Origin of the sequence: Delftia acidovorans SPH-1 (assembly GCF_000018665.1) — a bacterium.
Taxonomy (GTDB): Bacteria; Pseudomonadota; Gammaproteobacteria; order Burkholderiales; family Burkholderiaceae_C; genus Comamonas; species Comamonas acidovorans.
The window spans coordinates 384538-407409 of record NC_010002.1; the positions used below are offsets into that span (position 1 = coordinate 384538).

Annotated in this window: 20 protein-coding genes; 7 read left to right on the forward strand and 13 right to left on the reverse strand. The window is 68.1% G+C overall.

Translation table 11 applies throughout. The features are described 5' to 3' along the window. Nucleotides 1-27: 27 nt before the first annotated feature. A complete protein-coding gene (locus DACI_RS01725) occupies nt 28-591 on the reverse strand; it encodes a nitroreductase family protein (RefSeq protein WP_034397858.1) in 564 nt (187 codons plus the stop codon). 49 nt (nt 592-640) lie between these two features. Beyond that, entirely contained in the window at nt 641-1603 is a 963-nt protein-coding gene (locus DACI_RS01730) for a hypothetical protein (protein ID WP_012202285.1), read from the reverse strand. 358 nt (nt 1604-1961) lie between these two features. Between DACI_RS01730 and serA the strand changes: the two genes are divergently transcribed. Further along, on the forward strand, nt 1962-3191 hold the full coding sequence (gene serA / locus DACI_RS01735) for a phosphoglycerate dehydrogenase (protein ID WP_012202286.1): 1230 nt from the start codon (nt 1962-1964) through the stop codon (nt 3189-3191). A 64-nt stretch (nt 3192-3255) separates the two neighbouring features. Here serA and DACI_RS01740 read toward each other — a convergent pair whose 3' ends face one another. Both DACI_RS01740 and DACI_RS01745 read right to left on the reverse strand, forming a co-directional pair. Beyond that, nucleotides 3256-4422: an HPP family protein gene (locus DACI_RS01740; RefSeq protein ID WP_043780333.1), complete on the reverse strand. Its 1167-nt coding sequence runs from the start codon at nt 4420-4422 to the stop codon at nt 3256-3258. A 133-nt stretch (nt 4423-4555) separates the two neighbouring features. Further along, nucleotides 4556-5779: a serine hydrolase domain-containing protein gene (locus DACI_RS01745; protein ID WP_012202288.1), complete on the reverse strand. Its 1224-nt coding sequence runs from the start codon at nt 5777-5779 to the stop codon at nt 4556-4558. Nucleotides 5780-5906: 127 nt separating this feature from the next. On the opposite strand from DACI_RS01745, the gene DACI_RS01750 reads away from it, so the two are divergent. Then, nucleotides 5907-6878 carry a tripartite tricarboxylate transporter substrate binding protein gene (locus DACI_RS01750; protein ID WP_043780336.1) on the forward strand — a complete coding sequence of 324 codons (972 nt, stop codon included), beginning with the start codon at nt 5907-5909 and terminating at the stop codon, nt 6876-6878. 45 nt (nt 6879-6923) lie between these two features. On the opposite strand, the gene gatB is transcribed toward DACI_RS01750, so the two are convergent. The 3 genes from gatB to gatC are packed head-to-tail and all read right to left on the reverse strand — an operon-like array spanning nt 6924 to nt 10224. After that, nucleotides 6924-8369, reverse strand: a complete 1446-nt coding sequence (gene gatB, locus DACI_RS01755; protein WP_012202290.1) for an Asp-tRNA(Asn)/Glu-tRNA(Gln) amidotransferase subunit GatB — start codon at nt 8367-8369, stop codon at nt 6924-6926. Between the two features lie 6 nt (nt 8370-8375). Next, nucleotides 8376-9872: an Asp-tRNA(Asn)/Glu-tRNA(Gln) amidotransferase subunit GatA gene (gene gatA / locus DACI_RS01760; protein ID WP_012202291.1), complete on the reverse strand. Its 1497-nt coding sequence runs from the start codon at nt 9870-9872 to the stop codon at nt 8376-8378. 52 nt (nt 9873-9924) lie between these two features. Continuing rightward, a complete protein-coding gene (gene gatC, locus DACI_RS01765) occupies nt 9925-10224 on the reverse strand; it encodes an Asp-tRNA(Asn)/Glu-tRNA(Gln) amidotransferase subunit GatC (RefSeq protein ID WP_012202292.1) in 300 nt (99 codons plus the stop codon). A 212-nt stretch (nt 10225-10436) separates the two neighbouring features. Here gatC and DACI_RS01770 point away from each other — a divergent pair, with 212 nt between their 5' ends. From DACI_RS01770 to mrdA, 4 genes are all read left to right on the forward strand, one after another. Next, on the forward strand, nt 10437-11480 hold the full coding sequence (locus DACI_RS01770) for a rod shape-determining protein (protein WP_012202293.1): 1044 nt from the start codon (nt 10437-10439) through the stop codon (nt 11478-11480). A gap of 184 nt (nt 11481-11664) precedes the next feature. Further along, nucleotides 11665-12735, forward strand: a complete 1071-nt coding sequence (gene mreC / locus DACI_RS01775) for a rod shape-determining protein MreC (protein WP_012202294.1) — start codon at nt 11665-11667, stop codon at nt 12733-12735. Continuing rightward, nucleotides 12732-13250, forward strand: coding sequence for a rod shape-determining protein MreD (gene mreD, locus DACI_RS01780; RefSeq protein ID WP_012202295.1), 519 nt, complete (start codon nt 12732-12734; stop codon nt 13248-13250). The genes mreC and mreD overlap by 4 nt, the downstream gene beginning before the upstream one ends. Before the next feature lie 13 nt (nt 13251-13263). Further along, entirely contained in the window at nt 13264-15309 is a 2046-nt protein-coding gene (gene mrdA, locus DACI_RS01785; RefSeq protein ID WP_012202296.1) for a penicillin-binding protein 2, read from the forward strand. 68 nt (nt 15310-15377) lie between these two features. Here the strand turns inward: mrdA and DACI_RS01790 are convergent, their stop codons facing one another. The 5 genes from DACI_RS01790 to DACI_RS01810 form a co-directional block, all read right to left on the reverse strand. Further along, the gene (locus DACI_RS01790) at nt 15378-16136 is read right to left on the reverse strand and encodes an amino acid ABC transporter ATP-binding protein (RefSeq protein ID WP_012202297.1); all 759 of its coding nucleotides are present in this window, start codon (nt 16134-16136) and stop codon (nt 15378-15380) included. Continuing rightward, nucleotides 16133-16915 (reverse strand): amino acid ABC transporter permease, encoded by a 783-nt coding sequence (locus DACI_RS01795; RefSeq protein ID WP_012202298.1) that lies wholly within the window; start codon nt 16913-16915, stop codon nt 16133-16135. Before DACI_RS01795 ends, DACI_RS01790 begins: the two co-directional genes overlap by 4 nt. 65 nt (nt 16916-16980) lie before the next feature. Beyond that, nucleotides 16981-17751 carry an ABC transporter substrate-binding protein gene (locus DACI_RS01800; RefSeq protein ID WP_012202299.1) on the reverse strand — a complete coding sequence of 257 codons (771 nt, stop codon included), beginning with the start codon at nt 17749-17751 and terminating at the stop codon, nt 16981-16983. 251 nt (nt 17752-18002) lie between these two features. After that, nucleotides 18003-18761 (reverse strand): sulfite exporter TauE/SafE family protein, encoded by a 759-nt coding sequence (locus tag DACI_RS01805; protein ID WP_012202300.1) that lies wholly within the window; start codon nt 18759-18761, stop codon nt 18003-18005. Between the two features lie 297 nt (nt 18762-19058). Next, nucleotides 19059-20087 carry a zinc-dependent alcohol dehydrogenase family protein gene (locus DACI_RS01810; protein ID WP_225971022.1) on the reverse strand — a complete coding sequence of 343 codons (1029 nt, stop codon included), beginning with the start codon at nt 20085-20087 and terminating at the stop codon, nt 19059-19061. 99 nt (nt 20088-20186) lie between these two features. On the opposite strand from DACI_RS01810, the gene DACI_RS01815 reads away from it, so the two are divergent. After that, nucleotides 20187-21110, forward strand: coding sequence for a LysR family transcriptional regulator (locus DACI_RS01815; protein ID WP_012202302.1), 924 nt, complete (start codon nt 20187-20189; stop codon nt 21108-21110). Here DACI_RS01815 and DACI_RS01820 read toward each other — a convergent pair. Further along, nucleotides 21107-22834: a GMC family oxidoreductase gene (locus DACI_RS01820; RefSeq protein ID WP_043780341.1), complete on the reverse strand. Its 1728-nt coding sequence runs from the start codon at nt 22832-22834 to the stop codon at nt 21107-21109. The genes DACI_RS01815 and DACI_RS01820 overlap by 4 nt on opposite strands. Nucleotides 22835-22872 lie beyond the last annotated feature (38 nt).

Genomic DNA, 22872 nt, shown 5'->3' on the forward strand with positions numbered 1-22872 from the left:
AAGCGGCGTAGGACTTGGAACCCGCCGTCAGCCGCCCGTGGCCACGGGGCCGGCGCTCAGCACTTCGGCCAGCGGCTTGCGGGGCGAGGGCACCTCGCGCTCGCGCAGATCGTCGGGCAGGGTGGCCGCATCGCCACGCCAGCCCACGGCGATCACCACCTCGGGCTCCAGGTGCTCGGGCAGGCGCAGCACCTCGCGGGCGGCGTCGGCCGAGAAGCCGCCCATGGCGTGCGTGGCCAGGCCCATGGCGTGGGCTTCCAGCGCCAGGTAGCCCCAGGCGCAGCCCGCGTCGAAGCTGTGCTTGCCGGGCGAGGCCTGGCGGTCGGACATCAGCACGATCAGCGCGCCCGCCTCCAGGCACCAGCGGCGGTTGAACTCGTTGGGAATGGTGCTGAAGGCCTGCCAGTTCGCATCGCCGCGCAGCGCATAGGCAAAGTGCCAGGGCTGCTTGTTGCTGGCCGAAGGCGCCCAGCGCGCGGCGTCGGCCAGTTGCTCGATCTGGGCCTGGCTCAGTGCCTCCGGCTTGAAGGCGCGCGGCGACATGCGGCCCAGGAATTGCGGATGGATGGGAGTGGTGGTGTTGCGTGTCATGCGGATAGGCGGCAAGCAGAAAGGAAAGCGGCAACGATAGCGCAAGGCCTCAGGGCTGGCGCGGTGCCTGGCCATGCTGCTGGCTGATCACGCGCAGGTGGCGCTCCATGCGGATGAAGACCAGCACCATCACCACCAGCACGAGGAATGACATCAGCATGCTCCAGAAGGCCGTCTCCACGGCGCCGAAGCGCTCCTTCCAGGAGCTGCTGCCGTGGCTGTCCTCGCCGCGCAGCGCGCGCGCCGCATTGTCCAGTGACAGCGTGTAGTTCAGCAGCACCGTGGACAGGATCTGCTGGGCCGTCTGCGCCTGCAGCCGCGGCTCCAGCGCGGCATTGCCGAAGACCTGCTCCAGCGCGGCGGGCAGGCCCTGCACATAGGCCGCATAGGCGCCCTTGCCATGTTCCAGCTCGGCGGCCTGGGCGCGCTCGTGGATGGCGGCGGCGGTATCCACGGGCTCGACCATCCAGCCATCTTCCTCGCCGGTGGAGGCGGCTGCGGCAGCCGCTGCGTCGGCCGCCGCATCCACGGCCCCGGCATCGCCTTCGCGCTGCCCGCGCTCCTGGATGCGGCGCTGCACATCGGCCTCGGACGGCAGGGCGTCGCCTTGCAGCAGCGGGTGCAGCGGCGCCAGGCCCCGGGCCTGATTGTCCCGCTCGGTGCGCTCACGCCGCGCGGGATCCTTGTTCACGTAGGCGCGCACCAGGGCGTCGGCCTTCTGGAAGGCGGGGCGCAGCGCCGGATCGGCCAGGCGCTTTTCCATGGCGGGTTCGCCGCCGCCCGCGCCCAGGTCGCGGCTGGTTTCGTCCACGACGAACTGCAGGTCGGGCCTGGCGTCCTTCCAGTTCAATTCCTGGGCCACGGCCTGGGGCGCCTCGGCCTTGCCGGGCCTGAAGCTCTCCCAGGTCCACAGCGCCATGCCCACCAGCACGAGCAGGGAGAACACCAGCAGCACCACGCGCACCACCTGCACCAGCAGGTCCTCGATCCTGCGCAGCATGTTTGTAATCATCGGAATCCTCGGTTGGTTCGTAAAACAAGGGCGTGCCCGGCCCGCCTGCAGGACTGTTCTGTTGCTATTGATTTGAAAGCGCCGGACACAGACGCGCGAATTCTAGGAAGGCTGCCGCGCACGGGCGCACCGGTTCTCAATGTTTTACATTTCGCGCCAATCTCGAAGTGTGCGCGTGCTCCTGTGGCATGCGCCGTCCTGCAATGAGCGCCTGCTGGATGGCGGGGCGTTCATGGCCGCAGCGCGCATGGTTCTCCCGCTTGCGGGCGCGCAGGCTTTGGGCCTACCGGCTGTAGCGGCTTCCCGAATCCGCTGTAATGCTCGCTCTGATTTCTGACTGACTAGAGAGGGCTCGCCCATGACCAAAACGTCGCTGGATAAATCGAAGATCAAGTTCCTGCTGCTCGAAGGCATCCATCCTTCCGCACTCGAAGTGCTGCGCAATGCGGGCTACACCAATGTGGAGACCGTGACGGGCGCGCTGGAAGGCGAGGAGCTCAAGCGCAAGATCGCCGACGTGCACTTCGTCGGCATCCGTTCGCGCACGCAGCTGACGGCCGACGTGTTTGCCGCCGCGCAAAAGCTCGTGGCCGTGGGCTGCTTTTGCATCGGCACCAACCAGGTGGACCTGGACGCGGCGCGCGAGCGCGGCGTGGTGGTCTTCAACGCGCCTTACTCCAACACGCGCTCGGTGGCCGAGCTGGTGCTGGCCGAAGCCATCCTGCTGCTGCGCGGCGTGCCTGCCAAGAACGCCTCCGCCCACCGCGGCGGCTGGCTCAAGAGCGCCGAGAATTCCTACGAAATCCGCGGCAAGACGCTGGGCATCGTGGGCTACGGCTCCATCGGCACCCAGCTGTCGGTGATGGCCGAGTCGGTGGGCATGCAGGTGCTCTTCCATGACGTGTCCACCAAGCTGCCCTTGGGCAATGCGCGCCAGGCCGCATCGCTGGCCGATCTGCTGGCCGGCAGCGACATCGTCACCCTGCACGTGCCCGAGCTGCCCTCCACCCAGTGGATGATCGGCGCCAAGGAAATCGCGGCCATGAAGCCCGGCGCTATCCTGATCAATGCCTCGCGCGGCACCGTGGTGGAAATCGAGCCGCTGGCCGAGGCCCTGAAGGCCGGCAAGCTGCTGGGCGCCGCCATCGACGTGTTCCCCACCGAGCCGCGCAGCAACAAGGATGAATTCGTCTCGCCCCTGCGCGGCCTGGACAACGTCATCCTGACCCCGCACGTGGGCGGCTCCACCATGGAAGCCCAGGCCAACATCGGCCTGGAAGTGGCCGAGAAGCTGGTCAAGTACAGCGACAACGGCACCACTACCTCGGCGGTGAACTTCCCCGAAGTGGCCCTGCCCGCCCACCCCGGCCAGAACCGCATCCTGCACGTGCACCACAACCAGCCCGGCGTGCTGTCGGCCATCAACCAGGTGTTTGCCGAGAACGGCATCAACATCGCCGGCCAGTACCTGCGCACCGACGAGAAGGTGGGCTATGTGGTGATCGACCTGGCGGCCCAGTCCTCGGGCCTGGCGGTCGAGAAACTGACCCAGGTTCCCGGCACCATCCGCTGCCGCGTGCTGTTCTGATGGCCAGGTTTCAGGATGCTGCGCTTGGGCGCACTTCCTGAAACTGGCGCATTGCCGGGTCGCCCTATCTGCCCGGCTGCAGCAGCAGCCGCATCAGATCCGTGCGCGTGATCAGGCCGGTCAGCCGGCCTTCGCGCATCACGGGAATGCAGGGCACGCTGTGCCGGGCCAGGGCGTCCAGCAACTGGCCCACGGGCGTGTCTTCGTCCACGCTGAGTTCAGGCGCATGAACCAGCTGGGGCAGCTCCGACAGGCGGGGCGCGGCCCGGGTCTTGCCGGGCAGGCGCTGGCCCAGCCAGTTCAACAAAGAAGGTTTTGCCGCCGATTCGGCCGGGCGCACGGGGCTCATCCACAGCCACTCGTACAGCTCGGCACGGGAGACCGTGCCGGCCAGGCCGCCATCGGCGTTCAGCACCGGCAGGCTCTTGGCCGGGTGCGCGCGAAAGCGTGCGGCCACGGCGTGCACGTCGTCGTCCAAGGAGCAGCTCACGGGATCGCGCGTCATCAGCTGGGCGCAGCGCACGCCGCCCAGGCGATGCTCGATGGCGGTTTCCTCGGCGGCGGCCAGCAGCTCGGCCAGGTCATCGGCTTCCAGGTTGTTTTCCTGGCCGAAGCGCAGCAGCAGCGCCTCCAGATCGGCATGGGACAGGCCCAGGCGCGAGGCATGGCGGTGGGCCGCATCGGCGGGCGCGGCCTTGGGCGCCGTGTCGGCATGGTGGGGATAGCGCCGGCCCGTGGCGCGGTGGAGCGCCGTGGCCGCCAGGACCAGCCCCAGTGTCAGCGCGCCCACGGGCAGAAAGGGCAGCATCCAGCCGGCGGCCAGCGAGGCCTTGGCGTTGAGCACCGTCAGCAGGGCCATGGCGCCACCTGGCGGGTGCAGCGAGCGCGTCAGCAGCATGCAGCCTATGGCGCCGCCCACGGCCAGTGCAGGGGCCAGCTGGGGCGGGCACCACTGCAGCACGAACAGGGCCCAGAGCGCCGACACCGTATTGCCCACCACGCAGGACCAGGGCTGGGCCAGCGGGCTGGTGGGCACGGCGAACAGCAGCACGGCCGTGGCACCCAGTGGCGCGAACAGGCGCAGGGGAAGATCCCAGGTGCCCGCATGCGCCAGCCAGACCAGGGCCGTGGCCAGCCCCATGCCCACGATGGAGCCCATGGCCACGCGCCACATGTCCGCAGGCGCGGGGCGTGGCACCACCGGCCCCCATGCTTTTCTGTTCCAGCCCATGGCCTTGTTGTCTTTTTGTCTTTGCCTGCGCGGCCCCGGGGGAGGGCTGCAAAAGCGCGTCATTTTAGGAAGGGACGCCGCTCTTGCTGGCAGCATGGGCTTTGCACCCTTTCGGTGCGGCGCGCCTGCCGGCTCAGTCCACCACGGACTGGTACACGCCCTCGCGCATCACCCAGCGGTAGGGAATGCGCTGGGCCATGGACTGCATCATGAGGATGGCGAACAAATCCTCCTTCGGGTCCACCCAGAAGAAGGTGCCGTAGATGCCGCTCCACGAGAAATCGCCCACGCTGCCCGGCAGCGGGTTGAGGCCGGGCGCCGTGCGCACCGCAAAGCCCAGGCCAAAGCCCTGGCCCACCTCGGGCGAGGGCAGCTGGGCGCCGAAATACGCCATGTCCGGTCCCATGCGCACGCTGGCGGGCAGGTGGTTGGTGGTCATCAGCTCCACGGTCTTGCGAGAGACCAGGCGCACGCCGTCCAGCGTGCCGCCGTTGCACCAGAACAGGCACAGCCGCGCATAGTCGGCCATGGTCGAGACCATGCCGCCGCCGCCCGACTCGAACATCATGGCGCGCGTGACCGGGGGGATGGGCGGCATCTGTTTCTGCGGCCCTTCGGGCTGGGGCCGCGCGGCGCGTGCGATCTCGCTGTCGGGCGCATGAAAGCCCGTGTCGGCCATGCCCAGCGGCCCGGTGATGTGCTCGCGCACGAAGGCGGCCAGCGTCTGGCCGCTGACCACCTCGACCACGCGGCCCAGCACGTCGGTGGACATGCCGTATTCCCAGGTCTCGCCGGGCTGGGCCACCAGCGGCAGCTGCGCGAGCCTGGTGATGAACTGCGCATTGGTGAACTTGCCGCTGAACAGGCCCGCATCCAGGTACATCTTCTTGACGGGGTGTTCGGTGCCGGCGAATCCATAGGGAATGCCGGAGGTGTGGCGCAGCAGGTCCTGCAGCGTGATGGGCCGCGCCAGCGGCGCGCGCTCCAGGCCCACGCGCAGCGCGGCCAGCTCGGGCAGGTACTGCTCCACAGGCTCGATGATGGACAGCCGCCCCTGCTCGGCCAGCATCATGATGGCCAGCGAGGTGATGGGCTTGCTCATGGAGGCGATGCGGAAGATGGCATCAGGCCGCATGGCCGTGCCGGCCTCGGGGTCCAGCAGGCCGAAGCTCTCCAGGTAGGCCAGCTTGCCGCGCCGTGCCACCAGGGCCACGGCGCCCGGGATCTCGCCGGTGTCCACGCCGCGCTGCAGCCGGGCCGACAGGCGCGCCAGGCGCGCGCTGCCCAGGCCCACGGTTTCAGGGGAGTCGGCCCAGGGCAGGCCGGGGATGTGCAGGCGGTCGGTGCTGGCGGTCATGGAGTCTCCTGTGGTGTGCGCCGATTGTTCCGGCAGATGGCTTGGTGCGCTGTTGGCTGCGGGACAGCGGCGTGCGGGTGCAGCGGGCATGCCGCCGCTAAACTGGCCCGCAGGAGACAACAACACCATGAAGCAGATCATTCTGGCCGCCGCAGCCTGCGCGGCCGCCGCCTTGGCCATGCCGGCCAGCGCCGCCTATCCCGACAAGCCCATCCGCCTGATCGTGCCCTTCCCGCCCGGGCAGGCCACGGACATCTTTGCGCGCGCGCTGGCTGAAAAGCTCGCCCAGAAGCTGGGCCAGCCGCTGGTGGTGGAGAACAAGGCCGGGGCCGGCAGCAACATCGGCAGCGAGCAGGTGGTGCGCAGCCCGGCCGACGGCTACACGCTGCTCGTGGCCGGCAGTGCCATGGCCGTGAACCAGACGCTGTACAAGAAGGTGAATTTCGACCCGCGCACCGACCTGTTGGGCATCACGCTGATCGCCAAGGTGCCGCTGGTGTTCCTGGCGCACCCGGGTGCGGGCATCCAATCCATGAAAGATCTGGTGGACAAGGCGCGTGCCGAGCCGGGCCGCTGGAACTACGCCAGCGCCGGCATCGGCGGCACCCAGCACCTGAGCGCCGAGATGGTCAAGGCGCGCGCCAAGATACAGATAGAGCACATCCCCTACAAGGGCAGCGGCCCCGCGCAGGCGGACTTCGTGGGCGGCCAGGTGCCGCTGATGGTGGATTCGGTGACGGCCGCCCTGCCCAATATCCAGGCGGGCAAGGCCGTGCCGCTGGGCGTGACCTCCAGCGCCCGCTCCAGCCAGCTGCCCGAGGTGCCGGCCATTGCCGAATCGGGCCTGCCCGAGTTCCGGGGCTTCGAGGCCGTGGGCTGGCTGGGCCTGATGGCGCCCAAGGGCACGCCGCAGGAAGTGATAGACCGGCTCAACCGAGAGGCCGTGGCCATCCTGCGCAGCCCCGAGATGCGCAAGTTCATCAGCGACCGGGGCTCGGAAGCCGCACCCACCACACCCCGCGAGATGGATGCCTTCGTGGCCTCCGAGATCACGCAGTGGGGCCAGGCCGTGCGGCAGTCGGGCGCCTCGGTGGATTGAGGCAGGCGCCCCCCCGGAGCGTGTGGGGGCGCCCGCTGCGGCCGGTCAGGCCAGCTTGGCCTTGAGCAGCTCGTTGACCTGCGCCGGGTTGGCCTTGCCCTTGGAAGCCTTCATGACCTGGCCGACCAGGGCGTTGAAGGCCTTGTCCTTGCCTGCGCGGTACTGCTCCACGTTGGCCGGGTTGGCGGCGATCACCTCGTCGATGATCTTCTCCATGGCGCCCGTGTCGTTCATCTGCTTGAGGCCCTTGGCCTCGATGATGGCATCGACATCGCTGCCTTCACCGCTCCACAGCGCCTCGAACACCTGCTTGGCGGCGTTGTTGGAGATGGTGCCGTCGCCGATGCGCTGGATCAGCGCGGCCAGCTGGGCGCTGGAGACCTTGGCGGCCTCCATGCCGATTTCCTCGGTGTTCAGGCGGCGCGAGATCTCGCCCATGATCCAGTTGCTGGCCAGCTTGGGCGCATTGCAGGCCCGGGCCGTGTCCTCGAAGTAGGCGGCCATGGCCTGGCTTTGCGTCAGCGTGGTGGCGTCGTACTCGGGCAGGGCGTACTGCTCGACAAAGCGCGCGGCCATGGCGCGCGGCAGCTCGGGCATGTCGGCCCTGACCTGTTCCACCCACTCGGGCGCGACCACCAGCGGCGGCAGGTCCGGGTCGGGGAAGTAGCGGTAGTCGGCCGCGTCTTCCTTGGTGCGCATGGAGCGCGTCTCGCCCGTGTCGGGGTCGAACAGCACGGTGGCCTGCTGGATGCGGCGGCCGTCCTCGATTTCCTCGATCTGCCAGCGGATCTCGTAGTCGATGGCCAGCTGCATGTTCTTGAAGCTGTTCAGGTTCTTGATCTCGCGGCGCGTGCCCAGCGGCTGGCCGGGCTTGCGCACGGAGACGTTGGCGTCGCAGCGAAAGCTGCCTTCCTGCATGTTGCCGTCGCAGATGCCGATCCAGGTCACGATCTGGTGCAGCGTCTTGGCGTATGCCACGGCTTCTTCCGTGCTGCGGATGTCGGGCTCGGTCACGATCTCCAGCAGCGGCGTGCCGGCGCGGTTCAGATCGATGCCCGACTGGCCGATGAAGTCCTCGTGCAGCGACTTGCCGGCGTCTTCCTCCAGGTGGGCGCGCACCAGGCGGATGGTCTTCTTCTCGTCGCCGAGGAAGAAGGACACTTCGCCGCCCTGGACCACGGGAATCTCGAACTGCGAGATCTGGTAGCCCTTGGGCAGGTCGGGGTAGAAGTAGTTCTTGCGCGCGAAGATGCTGCGCGGCGCAATGTGCGAGCCCAGCGCCAGGCCGAGCCGGATGGCGCACTCGACGGCCTTTTTGTTCATCACCGGCAGCGTGCCGGGCAGTGCCATGTCCACGGCGCAGGCCTGGGTGTTGGGCTCGGCGCCGAAGGCGGTGCTGGCGCGGCTGAAGATCTTGGACTGGGTGGCCAGCTGGGCGTGGGTCTCGAAGCCGATGACGACTTCATAGCCCTGGATGAGTTTCGCGGTCATGGGGTCTCAGATGCCCTTCGGAGCTTGAAGGTGAAAGTCGGTGGCCTGCTGGAAGCGGTGGGCGGCGTTGAGCAACTGGCCTTCCTTGAAGTAGTTGCCGATCAGCTGCAGGCCCACGGGCATGCCGGCCTCGCCAAAGCCTGCGGGCACGCTCATGCCGGGCAGGCCGGCCAGCGATGCGGGCAGCGTGAAGATGTCGGCCAGGTAGTTGGCCAGCGGGTCGCTCTTTCCGCCCAGCTGCCAGGCCACGGTGGGCGCGGCGGGGCCGGCGATCACGTCGCACTGCTGGAAGGCGGCCTGGAAGTCGTCGGCGATCATGCGGCGGATCTTCTGCGCCTGCAGGTAGTAGGCGTCGTAGTAGCCCTCGGACAGCACATAGGCGCCGATCATGATGCGGCGCTTGACCTCGTCGCCGAAGCCTTCGGCACGGGTCTTCTTGTACATGTCCACCAAGTCCGTGTAGTTCTTGGCGCGGTGGCCGAACTTCACGCCATCGAAGCGCGACAGGTTGGACGATGCCTCGGCCGGGGCCAGGATGTAGTACACGGGAATCGACAGCTCGGTGCGGGGCAGCGAGATGGGCACCAGGCGGGCGCCCAGCTTCTCGTATTCCTTGAGCGCGCCATCCACGGCGGCGCGCACGTCGGCCGACAGGCCTTCGCCGAAGAACTCGGCGGGGATGCCGATGCGCAGGCCTTCGATGCCGTCGTTCAGGCGGGCCGTGAAGTCCTCTGCGGGCACGTCCAGGCTGGTGGAGTCGCGGTCCAGGTCGGGGCCGCACATCTCGGACAGCAGCAGGGCGCAGTCCTCGGCGCTCTTGCCCATGGGACCGGCCTGGTCCAGGCTGGAGGCGAAGGCGATCATGCCGTAGCGGCTGGCGCGGCCATAGGTGGGCTTGATGCCCGTGATGCCGCAAAACGATGCGGGCTGGCGGATGGAGCCGCCCGTGTCGGTGCCGGTGACGGCGGGCGCCAGGCCGGCGGCCACGGCCACGGCCGAGCCGCCCGAGGAGCCGCCGGGCACGCGGTCCGTGTTCCAGGGGTTGCGCACGGGCGCGGGGGCGTCGAAGCCCACGGGCGCGATGGCCGAGTTCTCGTTGGCCGAGCCCATGGCGAATTCATCGCAGTTGAGCTTGCCCAGCGTCACGGCGCCGGCCTCGGCCAGGCGCGTCACCACGGTGGCGTCGAAGGGCGAGCGGTAGCCGGCCAGCATCTTGCTGGAGGCCGTGGTCGGGAAGTCGCGCGTGACGAAGATGTCCTTGTGCGCAATGGGCACGCCAGCCAGGCGGCCGCCCTTGCCCTGGGCAATCAGGGCGTCGGCAGCGCGGGCCTGGGCCAGGGTGGCCTCTTCGTCGATGCTGACGAAGGCGCCCAGGTTCTGGTGCGCCTGGGCGCGGGCCAGGAAATGCTGGGCGGCTTCGACGGCGCCGAGCTTGCGCTCGCGCAGCAGGGCCGACAGGGCCGACACGCCGAGCGTGTGCAGATCAGTGGTTTGCTGGGTCATGTATGGGGTGCGGAAAACGGGGACGGATGCCAGTGACGAGGGCGCGCGGCGCTTACTCGATCACCTTGGGGACCAGGAACAGGCCGCGCTCGACGGCCGGTGCGCTGCGCTGGTTGGCGTCGCGCTGGTCGGGCTCGCTGGCAATGTCCTCGCGCAGACGCAGGGCAATGTCCTGGATGGCGGCGACCGGATGTGACAGCGGGCTGACGCCTGAAGTATCCACAGCCTGCATCTTCTCCACGATGCCGAAAAAATCATTGAGCTGGCCTAGCATGCGCTCACTCTCGGTGGAGGAGAGCTCAAGTCGTGCCAGGTTCGCGATGCGTGCGATGTCTTGTGCGTTCAGTGCCATAGGATTTTTGAAGGGGGCAACGGGATGTAAACCCGTATTTCAAGCCCCGGCAGTAGAAGTTATTCACAGGGGATACGGTATTATCTCGGCTTTGCCGCAATACCCTCTCCGAGCCGGTCATTGTGCGAAAAGCCAACCCCATCCAGACTCCCTAACTTTCATCCCGGCGATGGCAGGCCGACGAGCATGCCGTGCCTGAGAGGACTCTCGTAATGTTCGGAGCTTTCCGTCGGTATTTCTCCACCGACCTTGCCATTGATCTTGGCACAGCCAACACCCTGATTTTCGCCCGCGACAAGGGCATTGTTCTGGACGAACCCTCCGTTGTCGCGATCCGCCACGAAGGCGGGCCGCACGGCAAGAAGGTGATCCAGGCGGTGGGCCGCGAGGCCAAGGCCATGCTGGGCAAGGTGCCCGGCAACATCGAGGCCATCCGCCCGATGAAGGACGGCGTGATTGCCGACTTCGTCATCACGGAGCAGATGATCAAGCAGTTCATCAAGATGGTGCATCCGCGCTCGGTGCTCACGCCCAGCCCGCGCATCATCATCTGCGTGCCCTGCGGCTCCACCCAGGTCGAGCGCCGCGCCATCAAGGACGCGGCCGAGGCGGCAGGCGCCACCTCCGTCTACCTGATCGAGGAACCCATGGCTGCCGGCATCGGCGCCGGACTGCCGGTGTCCGAGGCGTCGGGCTCCATGGTGGTGGACATCGGTGGCGGCACCACCGAAGTCGGCGTCATCTCCCTGGGCGGCATGGTCTACAAGGGCTCCGTGCGCGTGGGCGGCGACAAGTTTGACGAAGCCATCATCAGCTACATCCGCCGCAACTACGGCATGCTGATCGGCGAGCCCACAGCCGAGTCCATCAAGAAGAACATCGGCTCGGCCTTCCCCGGCTCCGAAGTCAAAGAGATGGAAGTCAAGGGCCGCAACCTCTCCGAAGGCGTGCCGCGCAGCTTCACCATCTCGTCCAACGAGGTGCTGGAAGCCCTGACCGATCCGCTCAACCAGATCGTCAGCGCCGTCAAGAACGCGCTGGAGCAGACACCGCCCGAGCTGGGCGCCGACATTGCCGAGCGCGGCATGATGCTCACCGGCGGCGGCGCGCTGCTGCGTGACCTGGACCGCCTGCTGGCCGAAGAAACCGGCCTGCCCGTGCTGGTGGCCGAAGAGCCGCTGACCTGCGTGGTGCGCGGCTGCGGCATGGCGCTGGAGACCATGGACCGCCAGGGCAGCATCTTCACCAGCGACTGATGCGGCGCAGGCCGGGGCCCGTTGTCGCGGGCCCGGGGCCGCAGCCGTCTGACTGCAACGATTTTTCTCCCCCTTCCGTGGTGACCTGCATGCTTGCCCTGCCTTCCTTCGCACCGGGACCGGCCCGTGCTTTCCAGGCTGCAGCAAGTGCGGCAGGGCAGGCCCTGCCACGCGGGAGGGCGGCATGAATCCCAATACCCTGGACCACTCGGCGCCCTCGCTGTTCAAGCGGCGGCCCTCGCGGGTCTCGCAACTGGCCCTGTACAGCGCCCTGGCGCTGTTCCTGATGGTGGCCGACGCGCGTTTCAGGATCACCGATCCCGTGCGAGTGGCCGTGGCCACCGTGCTGTACCCCGTGCAATGGGTGATGCTCAAGCCGGTGCAGGCCGTGCACGACGCCAGCCGCTACCTGGGCTCGCTGGACGATGCCCAGGCCCGCGAACAGGCCGCGCGCAAGGAACTGGTGGCCATGGCCCAGCGTGCATCGCTGGCCGACGAGCTGATCCAGGAAAACGACCACCTGCGCGAGCTGCTGCAACTGCGCGATCGCCTCACCACGCCCGGCACCGCTGCCGAGGTGGTCTACGACAGCCCCGACCTCTATACGCGCCGCGTGGTCATCGACCGCGGCCAGGTGGATGGCATCGACCAGGGCTCGCCCGTGCTCGATGAAAAGGGCGTGGTCGGCCAGGTCACGCGCGTGTATCCGCTGCGTGCCGAGGTCACCCTGCTCATCGACCGCGACCAGGCCATTCCCGTCTTCAATCCGCGCACCGGCGCGCGCAGCGTGGCCTATGGCGATCCGTCGCCGCTGCGCACCGGCGGCATCGAGCTGCGCTTCATGCCCAGCAATGCCGATGTTCAGGAAGGCGACCTGCTGACCACCAGCGGCGTCGATGGCCTGTACCCGCCGGGCCTGCCCGTGGCCAAGGTGGTCTCGGTGGAGCGCCGCGCCGACTCGGCCTTCTCGCGCATCTACTGCGAGCCCGTGGGCCGCGTGCAGGGCGTGCGCCACGTCGTGGTGCTCAAGCCGCTGGACCGCGCCACCCACCCCGAGGCCGAAGGCGCCGCAGAACCCCTGCGCGCCGGCAAGGGCAAGGAAAAAGACAAGGGCAAGGAAAAAGACAAGGCCAAGGACGGCAAGGGCAAGGAAGCCTCCAAGGACGGCAAGGCCGGCAAGACAGATGCACCGGCCACGCCTGCCGCACCTGCCGCTCCCGCCGCACCCGCCTCCGCCAGGAAGGAGCCCGCATGATCATGCCGCGCGGCCAGCAGCTGCTGCTGCCGGTCAACCCCCTGTTCATCGTCGTCAGCCTGCTGGCGGCGCTGGCACTCAACATGCTGCCGCTGGGCCGCCAGGCCTGGCAGCCCGACCTGCTGATGGTGCTGCTGGCCTTCTGGGCGCTGAACCAGCCCCAGCGCGTGGGCATGGGCGTGGCCTTTTTGCTGGGCCTGTGCATGGATGTGGACCGCTCCTCCCTGCTGGGCCAGCATGCGCTGGCCTATGCGCTGCTGGTGTTCGCGGCCGGCGCCATGGGCCGGCGCCTGTCCTGGTTCTCCACGCCCGTGCAGGCGCTGCACCTGCTGCCCCTGTTCGCCGTGGTGCATGGCCTGCAGGTGCTGCTGCGCATGCTGGCCGGCGGCATCGTGCCCGGCCCGCTGGTGGTGGTGGCCCCCCTGATCGAGGCCCTGCTGTGGCCCCTGGTCAGCGGCCTGCTGCTGGCGCCGCAGCGCCGTCCGCCGGACAGTGACGAGAACCGTCCTCTGTGAGGCTTGACGCGTGATGGAAATCCGCAATACAGAAGCCGAGCTGCAGCGATTCAGGCTGCGCACATGGGTGATGAGCGTGGTGGTGCTGCTGGCCTTCGGGCTGGTGGTGGCGCGGCTGCTGGTGCTGCAGGTGCAGCGCCATGAGGAGCTGGCCGAGCGCGCCGAAAGCAATCGCACGGCCGTGGTGCCCATCGTGCCCAACCGGGGCCAGATCCTGGACCGCAACGGCGTGGTGCTGGCCACCAACTACTCGGCCTATACGCTGGAGATCATGCCCTCGCGCGCGGGCAACCTTGAAGAGACCATCGACGGCCTGGCCGAGATCGTCGAGATCACGCCGCGCGACCGCCGCAAGTTCAAGCGCCTGGTGGATGATTCCCGCAGCTTCGACTCCCTGCCCATCCGCACGCGCCTGACCGATGACGAGGTCGCGCGCTTCGCCGCGCAGCGCTACCGCTTCCCGGGCGTGGACATCAAGGCGCGGCTGTTCCGCACCTACCCCATGCAGGACACGGCCAGCCACGTCATCGGCTACATCGGCCGCATCAACCAGCGCGAGAAAGAGGCGCTGGAAGACTCCGACGACGCCGCCAACTACCGGGGCACCGACGTCATCGGCAAGCTGGGCGTGGAGCAGAGCTACGAAACCGACCTGCACGGCCAGACCGGCTGGGAAGAGATGGAAACCTCGGCCGGCGGCCATGCCGTGCGCAAGCTCGGCAGCCGCCCCGCCACGCCGGGCGACAGCCTGGTGCTGTCGCTGGACATCAAGCTGCAGCGCATGGTGGAGGAGCTGTACGGCGACCGCCGTGGCGCCCTGGTGGCCATCGATCCGCGCAGCGGCGAGCTGCTGGCCATGGTCAGCCGCCCGACCTTCGACCTGAATCTCTTCGTCGATGGCATCGACCAGGAAAGCTGGGCCGCGCTCAACGAATCCATCAACCGCCCGCTGCTCAACCGCGCGCTGCGGGGCACCTATCCGCCGGGCTCCACCTACAAGCCCTTCATGGCGATTGCCGCGCTGGAGTCGGGCAAGCGCCGCCCCGACACCACCATCATGGACAACGGCAGCTGGACCTTCGGCGGCCATACCTTCCGCTCGGGCCACCCCAACGGGCCGACCAATCTGCGCCGCTCCATCATCAAGTCGTCCAACGTGTACTACTACATGCTGGCCAACGACATGGGCGTGGACATGATCCACGACTACATGAAGCCGCTGGGCTTCGGCCAGATCACCGGCATCGACGTGCGCGGCGAGGCGCGCGGCGTGCTGCCCAGCACCGAGTGGAAGCGCAACACCTACAAGCGGCCCGAGCAGAAGAAGTGGTACGCGGGCGAGACCATCTCGCTGGGCATCGGCCAGGGCTACAACAACTTCACCATCCTGCAGCTGGCCAACGCCATGTCCACGCTGGCGGCCAAAGGCGTCAAGCACCGGCCCCACCTGGCCGTGGGACGTGTCGATGCCGTGACGCAGCAGTTCTCGGCCATCAACAAGGACCCCGGCACCAGCATGGGCTACAAGCCAGAGAACGTGGAAGCCGTGCGCGCCGCCGTGGCCGCCGTGACGGTGGAGGGCACCTCGCGCGGCATCTTCGGCAACGCGCCCTACACCTCCACCGGCAAGACCGGCACGGCCCAGGCCGTGGGCGTGCGCCAGAACGAGAAGTACAACGCCTCCCGCCTGTCCGAGTTCCAGCGCGACCACTCGCTGTACATCGCCTACGCGCCGGCCGACAACCCCACCATCGCCGTCGCCGTCATCGTGGAGAACGCCGGCTTTGGCGCCGCCGCCGCCGCGCCGCTGGCACGCCGCGTGTTCGACTACTGGCTGCTGGGCCGCTACCCCAGCCTGGAGGACATGGCCGCCATGCGCAAGGGCCAGGCCGGCGTGCCCATAGGCGCCCCGCGCCGCGTCTCCGAAATCACGCTGGACGCAGAAACCGTGAACCTGCCCGGCCTGCCGCGCTACGAGCCGCCCGAGGCATCGGCGCCCGTGGCATCCAACCGCGCTGCCGCTCTGCCGCCGCCGTCTGCTGGCGAGCTGGAGGATTGAGAAAGCAAAAGAGCCGGCATTGCCGGCTCTTTGTTTTCTTGAGCAGCCTGCGTGCGCAGGCCCAGGCCTCAATGCCCCATGCGCCCGATGAACGCCGCGATCCGCTCGCTGGCCGGGTTGCCGAAGAACTCGGCCGGTGGGGCCTCGTGGGCGATGCAGCCCTGGTCGAAGAACATCACGCGGTCGGCGACTTCGCGGGCGAAGCCCATTTCGTGGGTGACCACGATCATGGTCATGCCGCCGCGTGCCAGCTCGCGCATCACGTCCAGCACTTCCTGCACCATCTCCGGGTCCAGCGCGCTGGTGGGCTCGTCGAACAGCATCACCTGCGGCTCCATGGCCAGGGCGCGGGCAATGGCCACGCGCTGCTGCTGGCCGCCCGACAGCTGCCACGGGTACTTGTGGGCATGGGCCTGCATGCCCACGCGCTCCAGCAGGGCCATGGCCTTGGCATTGGCCTGGGCGCGCGGCGTTTTGTGGATGCGGCGCGGCGCCAGGGTCACGTTGTCCAGCACCGTCATGTGGCCGAACAGATTGAACTGCTGGAACACCATGCCCACTTCGCAGCGCTGCTTTTGCAGCGTGGCTTCGTTGTCGGTGACTTCGACGCCGTCGATGGTGATGCGCCCGCCGTCGTGCGGCTCCAGCCGGTTGATGGCGCGCAGCAGCGTGGACTTGCCCGAGCCCGAGGCGCCGATGATCACCGTCACCTCGCCCGTGCAGAACTGCGTGGAAACGCCCTTGAGCACCTGGTGGCTGCCGAAGGACTTGGTGACCTTCTCGGCCACGATGTAGGGCATGCCCCGTGCCAGCTTGTCGGCGCTCATTTGTGGCGGCCCTCCACGTCGAAGCGGTACTCCACGGCAGCCGTGACCTGGGTCACCAGCGTGGTCAGCACCAGGTAGGTCACGCCCACGGTGACCAGGGTCTCCACGGGCTGGAAGGTGGCCGACTGGATGCGGTTGCCCACATTGGTCAGCTCCACCACGCCGATGGCGTACGCCAGCGACGAATCCTTGAGCAGGGCGACGAAGTTGCTCACCAGCGGCGGCAGCGAGATCTTGAAGGCCTGCGGGAACACCACGTCCATGAAGACGCAGATGCGCGGCAGGCCCAGGGCGCGTGCGGCCTCGGCCTGGCCGCGCGGCACGGCCTGCAGGCCGGCGCGCACGGCTTCGGCGTTGTAGGCGCCCACGTTCAGCGCCAGCGCAATGCAGGCAGCTGCGAAGTCGGGCAGGTTCAGGCCCGGGATCAGCACCGGCAGCGCGAAGTAGATGAACAGGATCTGCACCAGCAGCGGCGTGCCGCGGATCGCCCAGACATAAAAGCCCGCGGCCCAGCGCAGGGCGGCCGTGCGTGAGGTGCGCGCCAGCGCGGCGGCGATGCCCAGCACCAGGCCGGCGGCGCCGCTGACCAGCGTCAGGTACAGCGTGGTGCGCGCGCCTTCGGCGAAGGTGTCGGCATTGGAGCCTATGGGCTCGGGCAGCAGGGACAGCAGTTGCCCCAGCAGCGAAACCACGAGCACCATCAGCAGCAGGGCCGTGACCAGGGTGGCGTTGCTGCGCTGCGAGCGGCTCCAGTGGGCGGGCCAGAGGACGGTAAGCATAGGTGGGCTAGAAACAAAAAGGCGCCCTGCAAGTGGGCGCCGGTCGGGCAGATCTGCCCGGGGCCTCAGTCAGGGCAGCGGATGTCTTCGTGGAAGTATTTCTGCGACAGCTTGGCGTAGCTGCCGTCGGCCAGGGCTTCCTTGAAGGCCTTGTTCCAGGCATCGGCCAGCGACTTGTTGTCCTTGGCCACGGCGGCGGCAATGCGCTCGACCAGCAGCAACTCGCCCTGCTTGAGCTGGGCATTGGGGTTCTTTTGCTGCAGCTCCTTGGCGATGAAGCGTTCGGTCACCCAGGCGTCCACCCGCTTGGACAGCAGCGCATTGCGGGCTGCCTCGTTGGTGGGGAAGTTGACCAGGCGCTTGATGCCGGGCAGGTTCTTCTCCATGTACTGCATATAGGTGGTGCCGGTCTGCACCGACACCGTCTTGCCCGCCAGGTCCTTGGCCGAGCGGATGGCCGGGTCCAGCGACATCACGATGGCGCCAGAGCAGTAGTGGGGCTGGGTGAAGGTCACGGCCTTCTCGCGCTCGGGCGTGATGCCGTGCGAGGAGATCACCAGGTCCCAGCGGTCCTGCTGCAGGCCGGTGAGCAGGGCGTCGAAGCTGATGGTCTTCCACTCGTACTTCACGCCCATCTTGGCGGCCATCATCTGGGCCAGCTCGACTTCGAAGCCGGTCAGCTGCTTGCCCTCGAAATGGGCGAAGGGCGCGTAGTAGCCCTCGGTGGCCAGGCGCAGCGTGCCTTCCTTCTGGATGGCTTCGAAGGGGCGGGCCTGAACGCCGGCGGCGGTCCACAGGGCCAGCGCGGCGGCGGCGATGACGGTAAAGCGTTTCATGGAACTCCTGGGCTGTCGCTCAAGACCTGACCCCGGCGCCGCAGCATGAAGAAAGCGCCAAGGCACGCATCAGTGCATGGGCCATGGACGGCGGGGCCGGTTTTTTGCGGCTGGTCGGCTGGTCGGGTACGGCCGCTGGCAGGGGTGCGACATGCACCAGCCGCCGCAGCTCAAGGCGAAAAGTCGGCAATTATAGAAGGTTGCCGTCGCCAACGCCGATGGCAGGTGTTGCGAACGCCGCTGGCCCGTGCTCAGGCGATGAAGGCGTCGTAGCCGGTCTTGAGGATCAGCAGGCTCACCACGCCGATGAAAATGCCGCGCACAAAGCCCGTTCCATGGCGCAGGGCCATGTGCGTGCCCAGCATGGCGCCCAGCACATTGGCCACCGCCATGGGCACAGCCAGGTGCCACCAGATATGGCCCTTGAGCGCGAACAGCGCCAGCGCAGCCAGGTTGGTGGCCATGTTCAGCAGCTTGGCCGAGGCCGATGCGTTCAGGAAGTCATAGCCCATCAGCCGCACGAACAGGAACACGAAGAAGCTGCCCGTGCCGGGGCCGAAGAAACCGTCGTAGAAGCCAATCAACAGGCCGATGGCGCAGGCGATCAGCGTCTCGGCGCGGCCCGAATAGTGCGGCGTGTGGTGGCGGCCCATGTCCTTGCGCGCCAGCGTGTAGACCAGCACGCCCAGCAGCACCAGCGGCAGCAGCCGGCGCAGGAAATCGGGGGAGATCTGCGTGACGGCCCAGGCGCCCGCAAAGGAGCCCGCCATGCCCACGCAGGCCGCCGGCATCATCGCGCGCCAGGGCAACTGCACCTTGCGGCCGTACTGCCAGGTGGACATGGCCGTGCCCCAGACCGAGGCGCTCTTGTTGGTGCCCAGCAGCGTGGCGGGCGGTGCGGTGGGGAAGGTGGCGAACAGCGCGGGCAGCAAGATGAGGCCCCCGCCGCCCACGATGGCGTCCACGAAGCCGGCCAGCATCGAGGCCAGCGAGACGATGATCCATTCCATAGGGCGGCGATTGTCGCACCGCCCAGGTGCCGCAGCAGGCTGGCCGCAGGCATAAAAAAAGCGCCGGACTTGCCGGCGCTCTGGGAAATGCATCTTGAGATGCTATTTATGAATGTTGATCTGGTTGTGTACGAGTTGTCTCCTCGGCCCCTCTTGTGCAGCACTGTGGTGCCGCGAGAGTGGGTGGACTTTAATGGTCGCACCTGGGTGGTGCATCGGGGATTTCCCGCAGTTACCGCAAAAGTGCGGGATTGCACCAGCAAAGGGCTGGAGCGATGATTGTCGGTTGCCGGACGTTCAGCGCATGCGCAGCACCAGCTTGCCGAAAGCACCCCGCTCCAGATGCTCCAGGGCTGCCGGCAGATCGGCCAGCGCGTATTCGCTGTCGATCACAGGTTGCAGCTTCAGCCAGTCCACGGCACGCACCAGATCCTGCAGCGCACGCCGGTGTGCCACGCCGATGCCCTGAACGGTGGCGCGCCCCAGCAGCAGCGGATAGACCGAGCCGCGCAGCTCATCGCCCTGCAGATTGCCGATCACCGACACGCGGCCGCCCTGTGCCAGGGCCGATAGCGAGCGGCCGAAGTTATCCCCCCCGGCCAGTTCCAGCACATGGTCGGCGCCACGTCCTCCCGTGAGGGCGCGCACTTCGGCGGCCCAGTCGGGCGTGCGGTGGCGGTGGATGCCGTGGTCTGCACCCAGCTGCGCAGCCCGCGCCAGCTTGTCGTCGCTGCCCGAAACCACCACCACGCGCGCACCCTGGGCATGGGCAATCTGCATGGCGAACAGCGCCACGCCGCCCGTGCCCATGATGACCACGGTGTCGCCGGGCCGCGTGGGCGCGGACTCGGCCAGCGCGAACCAGGCGGTTGCGCCCGCGCACGTCAGGGTGCTGGCCTGCGCAAAGTCCAGCCGAAGGGGCGCGGCGACCAGGTTGTCTTCGCCCAGCACCACGTATTCCGACAGCATGCCCGGCCCGGGCGAGCCCAGCGGCAGGCTGGTGCGCGGCTGCACGCCGTCCTGCCAGCCGGCGAAGAAGGTGCTGATCACGGCGTCGCCAACCGCGAACTCCGAGACGCCGGGGCCGAGGGCGACCACCTCGCCAGCCATGTCCGAGCCGGGCACCAGGGGCAGGGTCGGCACCATGCCCATGCCATCGCGCAGGATCAGCAGATCGCGGTAGTTCAGCGATGCCGCATGCACGCGCACCAGTACCTGGCCCCGCCCGGGCTCGGGAATGGGTACTTGCACCAGCTGCAGGTTTTCATGGCCCAGAGCGGGCAGTTGCCATTGCTGCATGAATGGGGAAGACGCAGGCACGGTCATGGAAGGCGGTCCTTTCGAGGCAGGTATCAAACAGGACTTCAGTCTATTGATTCCCTCATAATTGCATTGATTCAATTGAGGCTATGGTTTGTAGAATTTATGGAACCAATTGCAAATGACAGGCTGGCAGGCGTCAGCGCTTTCGTCGCCTCTGCCGAGGCCGGCAGCTTCGCCCAGGCGGCCGAGCGCCTGGGCCTTACGCGCTCGGCTGTTGGCAAGGCCGTTGCGCGGCTGGAAGAGCGCCTGGGCGCGCGGCTGTTCGTGCGCACCACGCGCAGCCTGGGGCTGACCGAGGACGGCCAGATGTTCTACGAGCGCTGCGCGCAGGCGCTGGAGGACCTGGATGCCGCCCGGCACATGCTGGAAGCCGGGCGGCGGGAAGTGGTGGGCCGGCTGCGCATCAGCGCACCCGTGGTCTTCGGCCGCCACCACGTGGCCCCCTTGCTGCTGGAGCTGGCGCAGCTGCATCCGCGCCTGCGCATCGAGGCCAGCTTCACCGACCGCCAGCTGGACTTCGCCGATGACGGCATCGACCTGGCCATACGTAGCGGGGAACTGCCTGACAGCGACTGGCTGGTTGCGCGGCGCCTTGGCATGCAAACCATGGTGCTGTGCGCATCACCCGCCTATCTGCAGGCCCATGGCGCGCCGCGCAGCGTGGCCGACCTGGCCGGGCATCGCTGTATTGCCTATATGCGCAGCGGCCGCGCTGCCCCCTGGTGGCTGGCCGGTGAGGATGGGTCGCTGGCCGCGCCCGTGCTGGAGCCGGCGCTGGGCTTTGACGACATAGAGACCATCGCCACGGCCACGCTGCAGGGCGCGGGCCTGGCCCACATGCCGCTGTGGCGGGTGCGCAGTGCGCTGGACAGCGGAGCGCTGGTGCGCCTGCTGCCCGACGTACCGGCCGCGCGCATTCCCCTGCATGTGCTGTGGCCGCGCACGCGCTTTCTGCCCTACCGGCTGCGCGTGACCATCGATGCGCTGCTGGCGGCGATTCCGCCGCTGCTGCAGGAGCAGTCCTAGGCGGCCAGCGCCACGGCCGGTTCCGTGCTCTCCCGTGCGGTCTCCTGGCCCTGCCCCTGCCGGTCCGCAAGAATCCAGCCGGCGGCCTTCTCCGCCATCATCAGCGTGGGGCTGTTGGTGTTGCCGCTGGTGATGCGCGGCATGGCGCCTGCATCGATCACGCGCAGCCCCTGTACGCCGCGCACGCGCAGGCGGCTGTCCAGCACGGCCATGGGGTCGTCGGCGCGGCCCATCTTCGTGGTTCCCACGGGGTGGAAGATGGTGGTGGCGATGTCGCCGGCCAGGCGCGCCAGATCCTCGTCGCTCTGGTACTGCACGCCGGGCTTCCATTCCTCGGGCGCGAAGCGCGCCAGTGCGCTCTGGCCGACGATGCGGCGCGTCACGCGCAGGCTGTCGGCGGCCACCTGCCGGTCCTCGGGTGTGGACAGGTAGTGCGGCGCAATGGCCGGCGCCTGGCGGAAGTCCCCGCTGTGGATGCGCACCGTGCCCCGGCTCGTGGGATTGAGGTTGCAGACGCTGGCCGTGAAGGCCGGAAAACCGTGCAGCGGCTCACCGAAGGCGTCCAGCGACAGCGGCTGCACGTGGTACTGGATATTGGGGTGCTCCTGCTGCGGGCTGCTGCGCGTGAAGGCCCCCAGCTGGGAGGGCGCCATGCTCATCGGCCCGCTGCGGCGCAGCAGGTATTCCAGTCCGATGCCGGCCTTGCCCCACAGCGAATTGGCCATGGTGTTCAGCGTGCGCGCGCCCTTGATCTTGTAGACCGAGCGGATCTGCAGATGGTCCTGCAGGTTCTCGCCCACGCCGGGCAGGTCGTGGCGCACGGCAATGCCGTGGTTCTGCAGCAGCGCGCCCGGGCCGATGCCCGACAGCTGCAGGATCTGCGGGGAGTTGACGGCGCCCGCGCACAGCAGCACCTCCTGGCTTGCCTGCACGTTGACCATTTCCGAGCCGGTCCAGACCTGGGCGCCGCTGCAGCGCAGGCCGCCGGCGGGCAGCTGTTCAAACAGCAGCTGGCTGACCTGGGCATGGGTCCACAGCTCGAAATTGGGGCGGCCATAGCAGGTGGGCCGCAGGAAGGCCTTGGCGGTGTTCCAGCGCAGGCCGCCCTTTTGGTTGACCTCGAAGTAGCCCACCCCCTCGTTGCTGCCGCCGTTGAAGTCCTCTGTGGCCGGAATGCCGGCCTGCTGCGCGGCTTCGGCAAAGGCGTCCAGGATGTCCCAGCGCAGGCGCTGCCGCTCCACGCGCCATTCAGCGCTGCCGCCTGTGCCCGTGCCGCCGTGCAGGGCACGAAAGCCCGCATCGGCGTTGCCGCCGGCATCGAGCCGCCAATGGCTTTCATGCTGGCGGAAGGCCGGCAGCACCTGGTCCCAGCGCCAGGCGTCGTCCCCGGTCAGCTCGGCCCAGCCGTCGTAGTCGCGGGCCTGGCCGCGCATGTAGATCATGCCGTTGATGCTGGAGCAGCCGCCCAGCGTCTTGCCGCGCGGATAACGCAGGCTGCGGCCGTTGAGCCCTGCGTCGGGCTCGGTCTGGTAGAGCCAGTCGGTGCGCGGATTGCCGATGCAGTACAGGTAGCCCACGGGGATGTGGATCCAGTGGTAGTCGTCCTTGGCGCCCGCCTCGATCAGCAGCACGCGGCTGCGGCCATCGCGCGAAAGCCGATTGGCCAGGAGGGCGCCCGCCGTGCCGGCGCCGATGACGATGTAGTCGAAGGTGGTGTTGCTCATGGAGATGGGCGGGCGCCCGCTGCGGGCCGGAGCGTCCT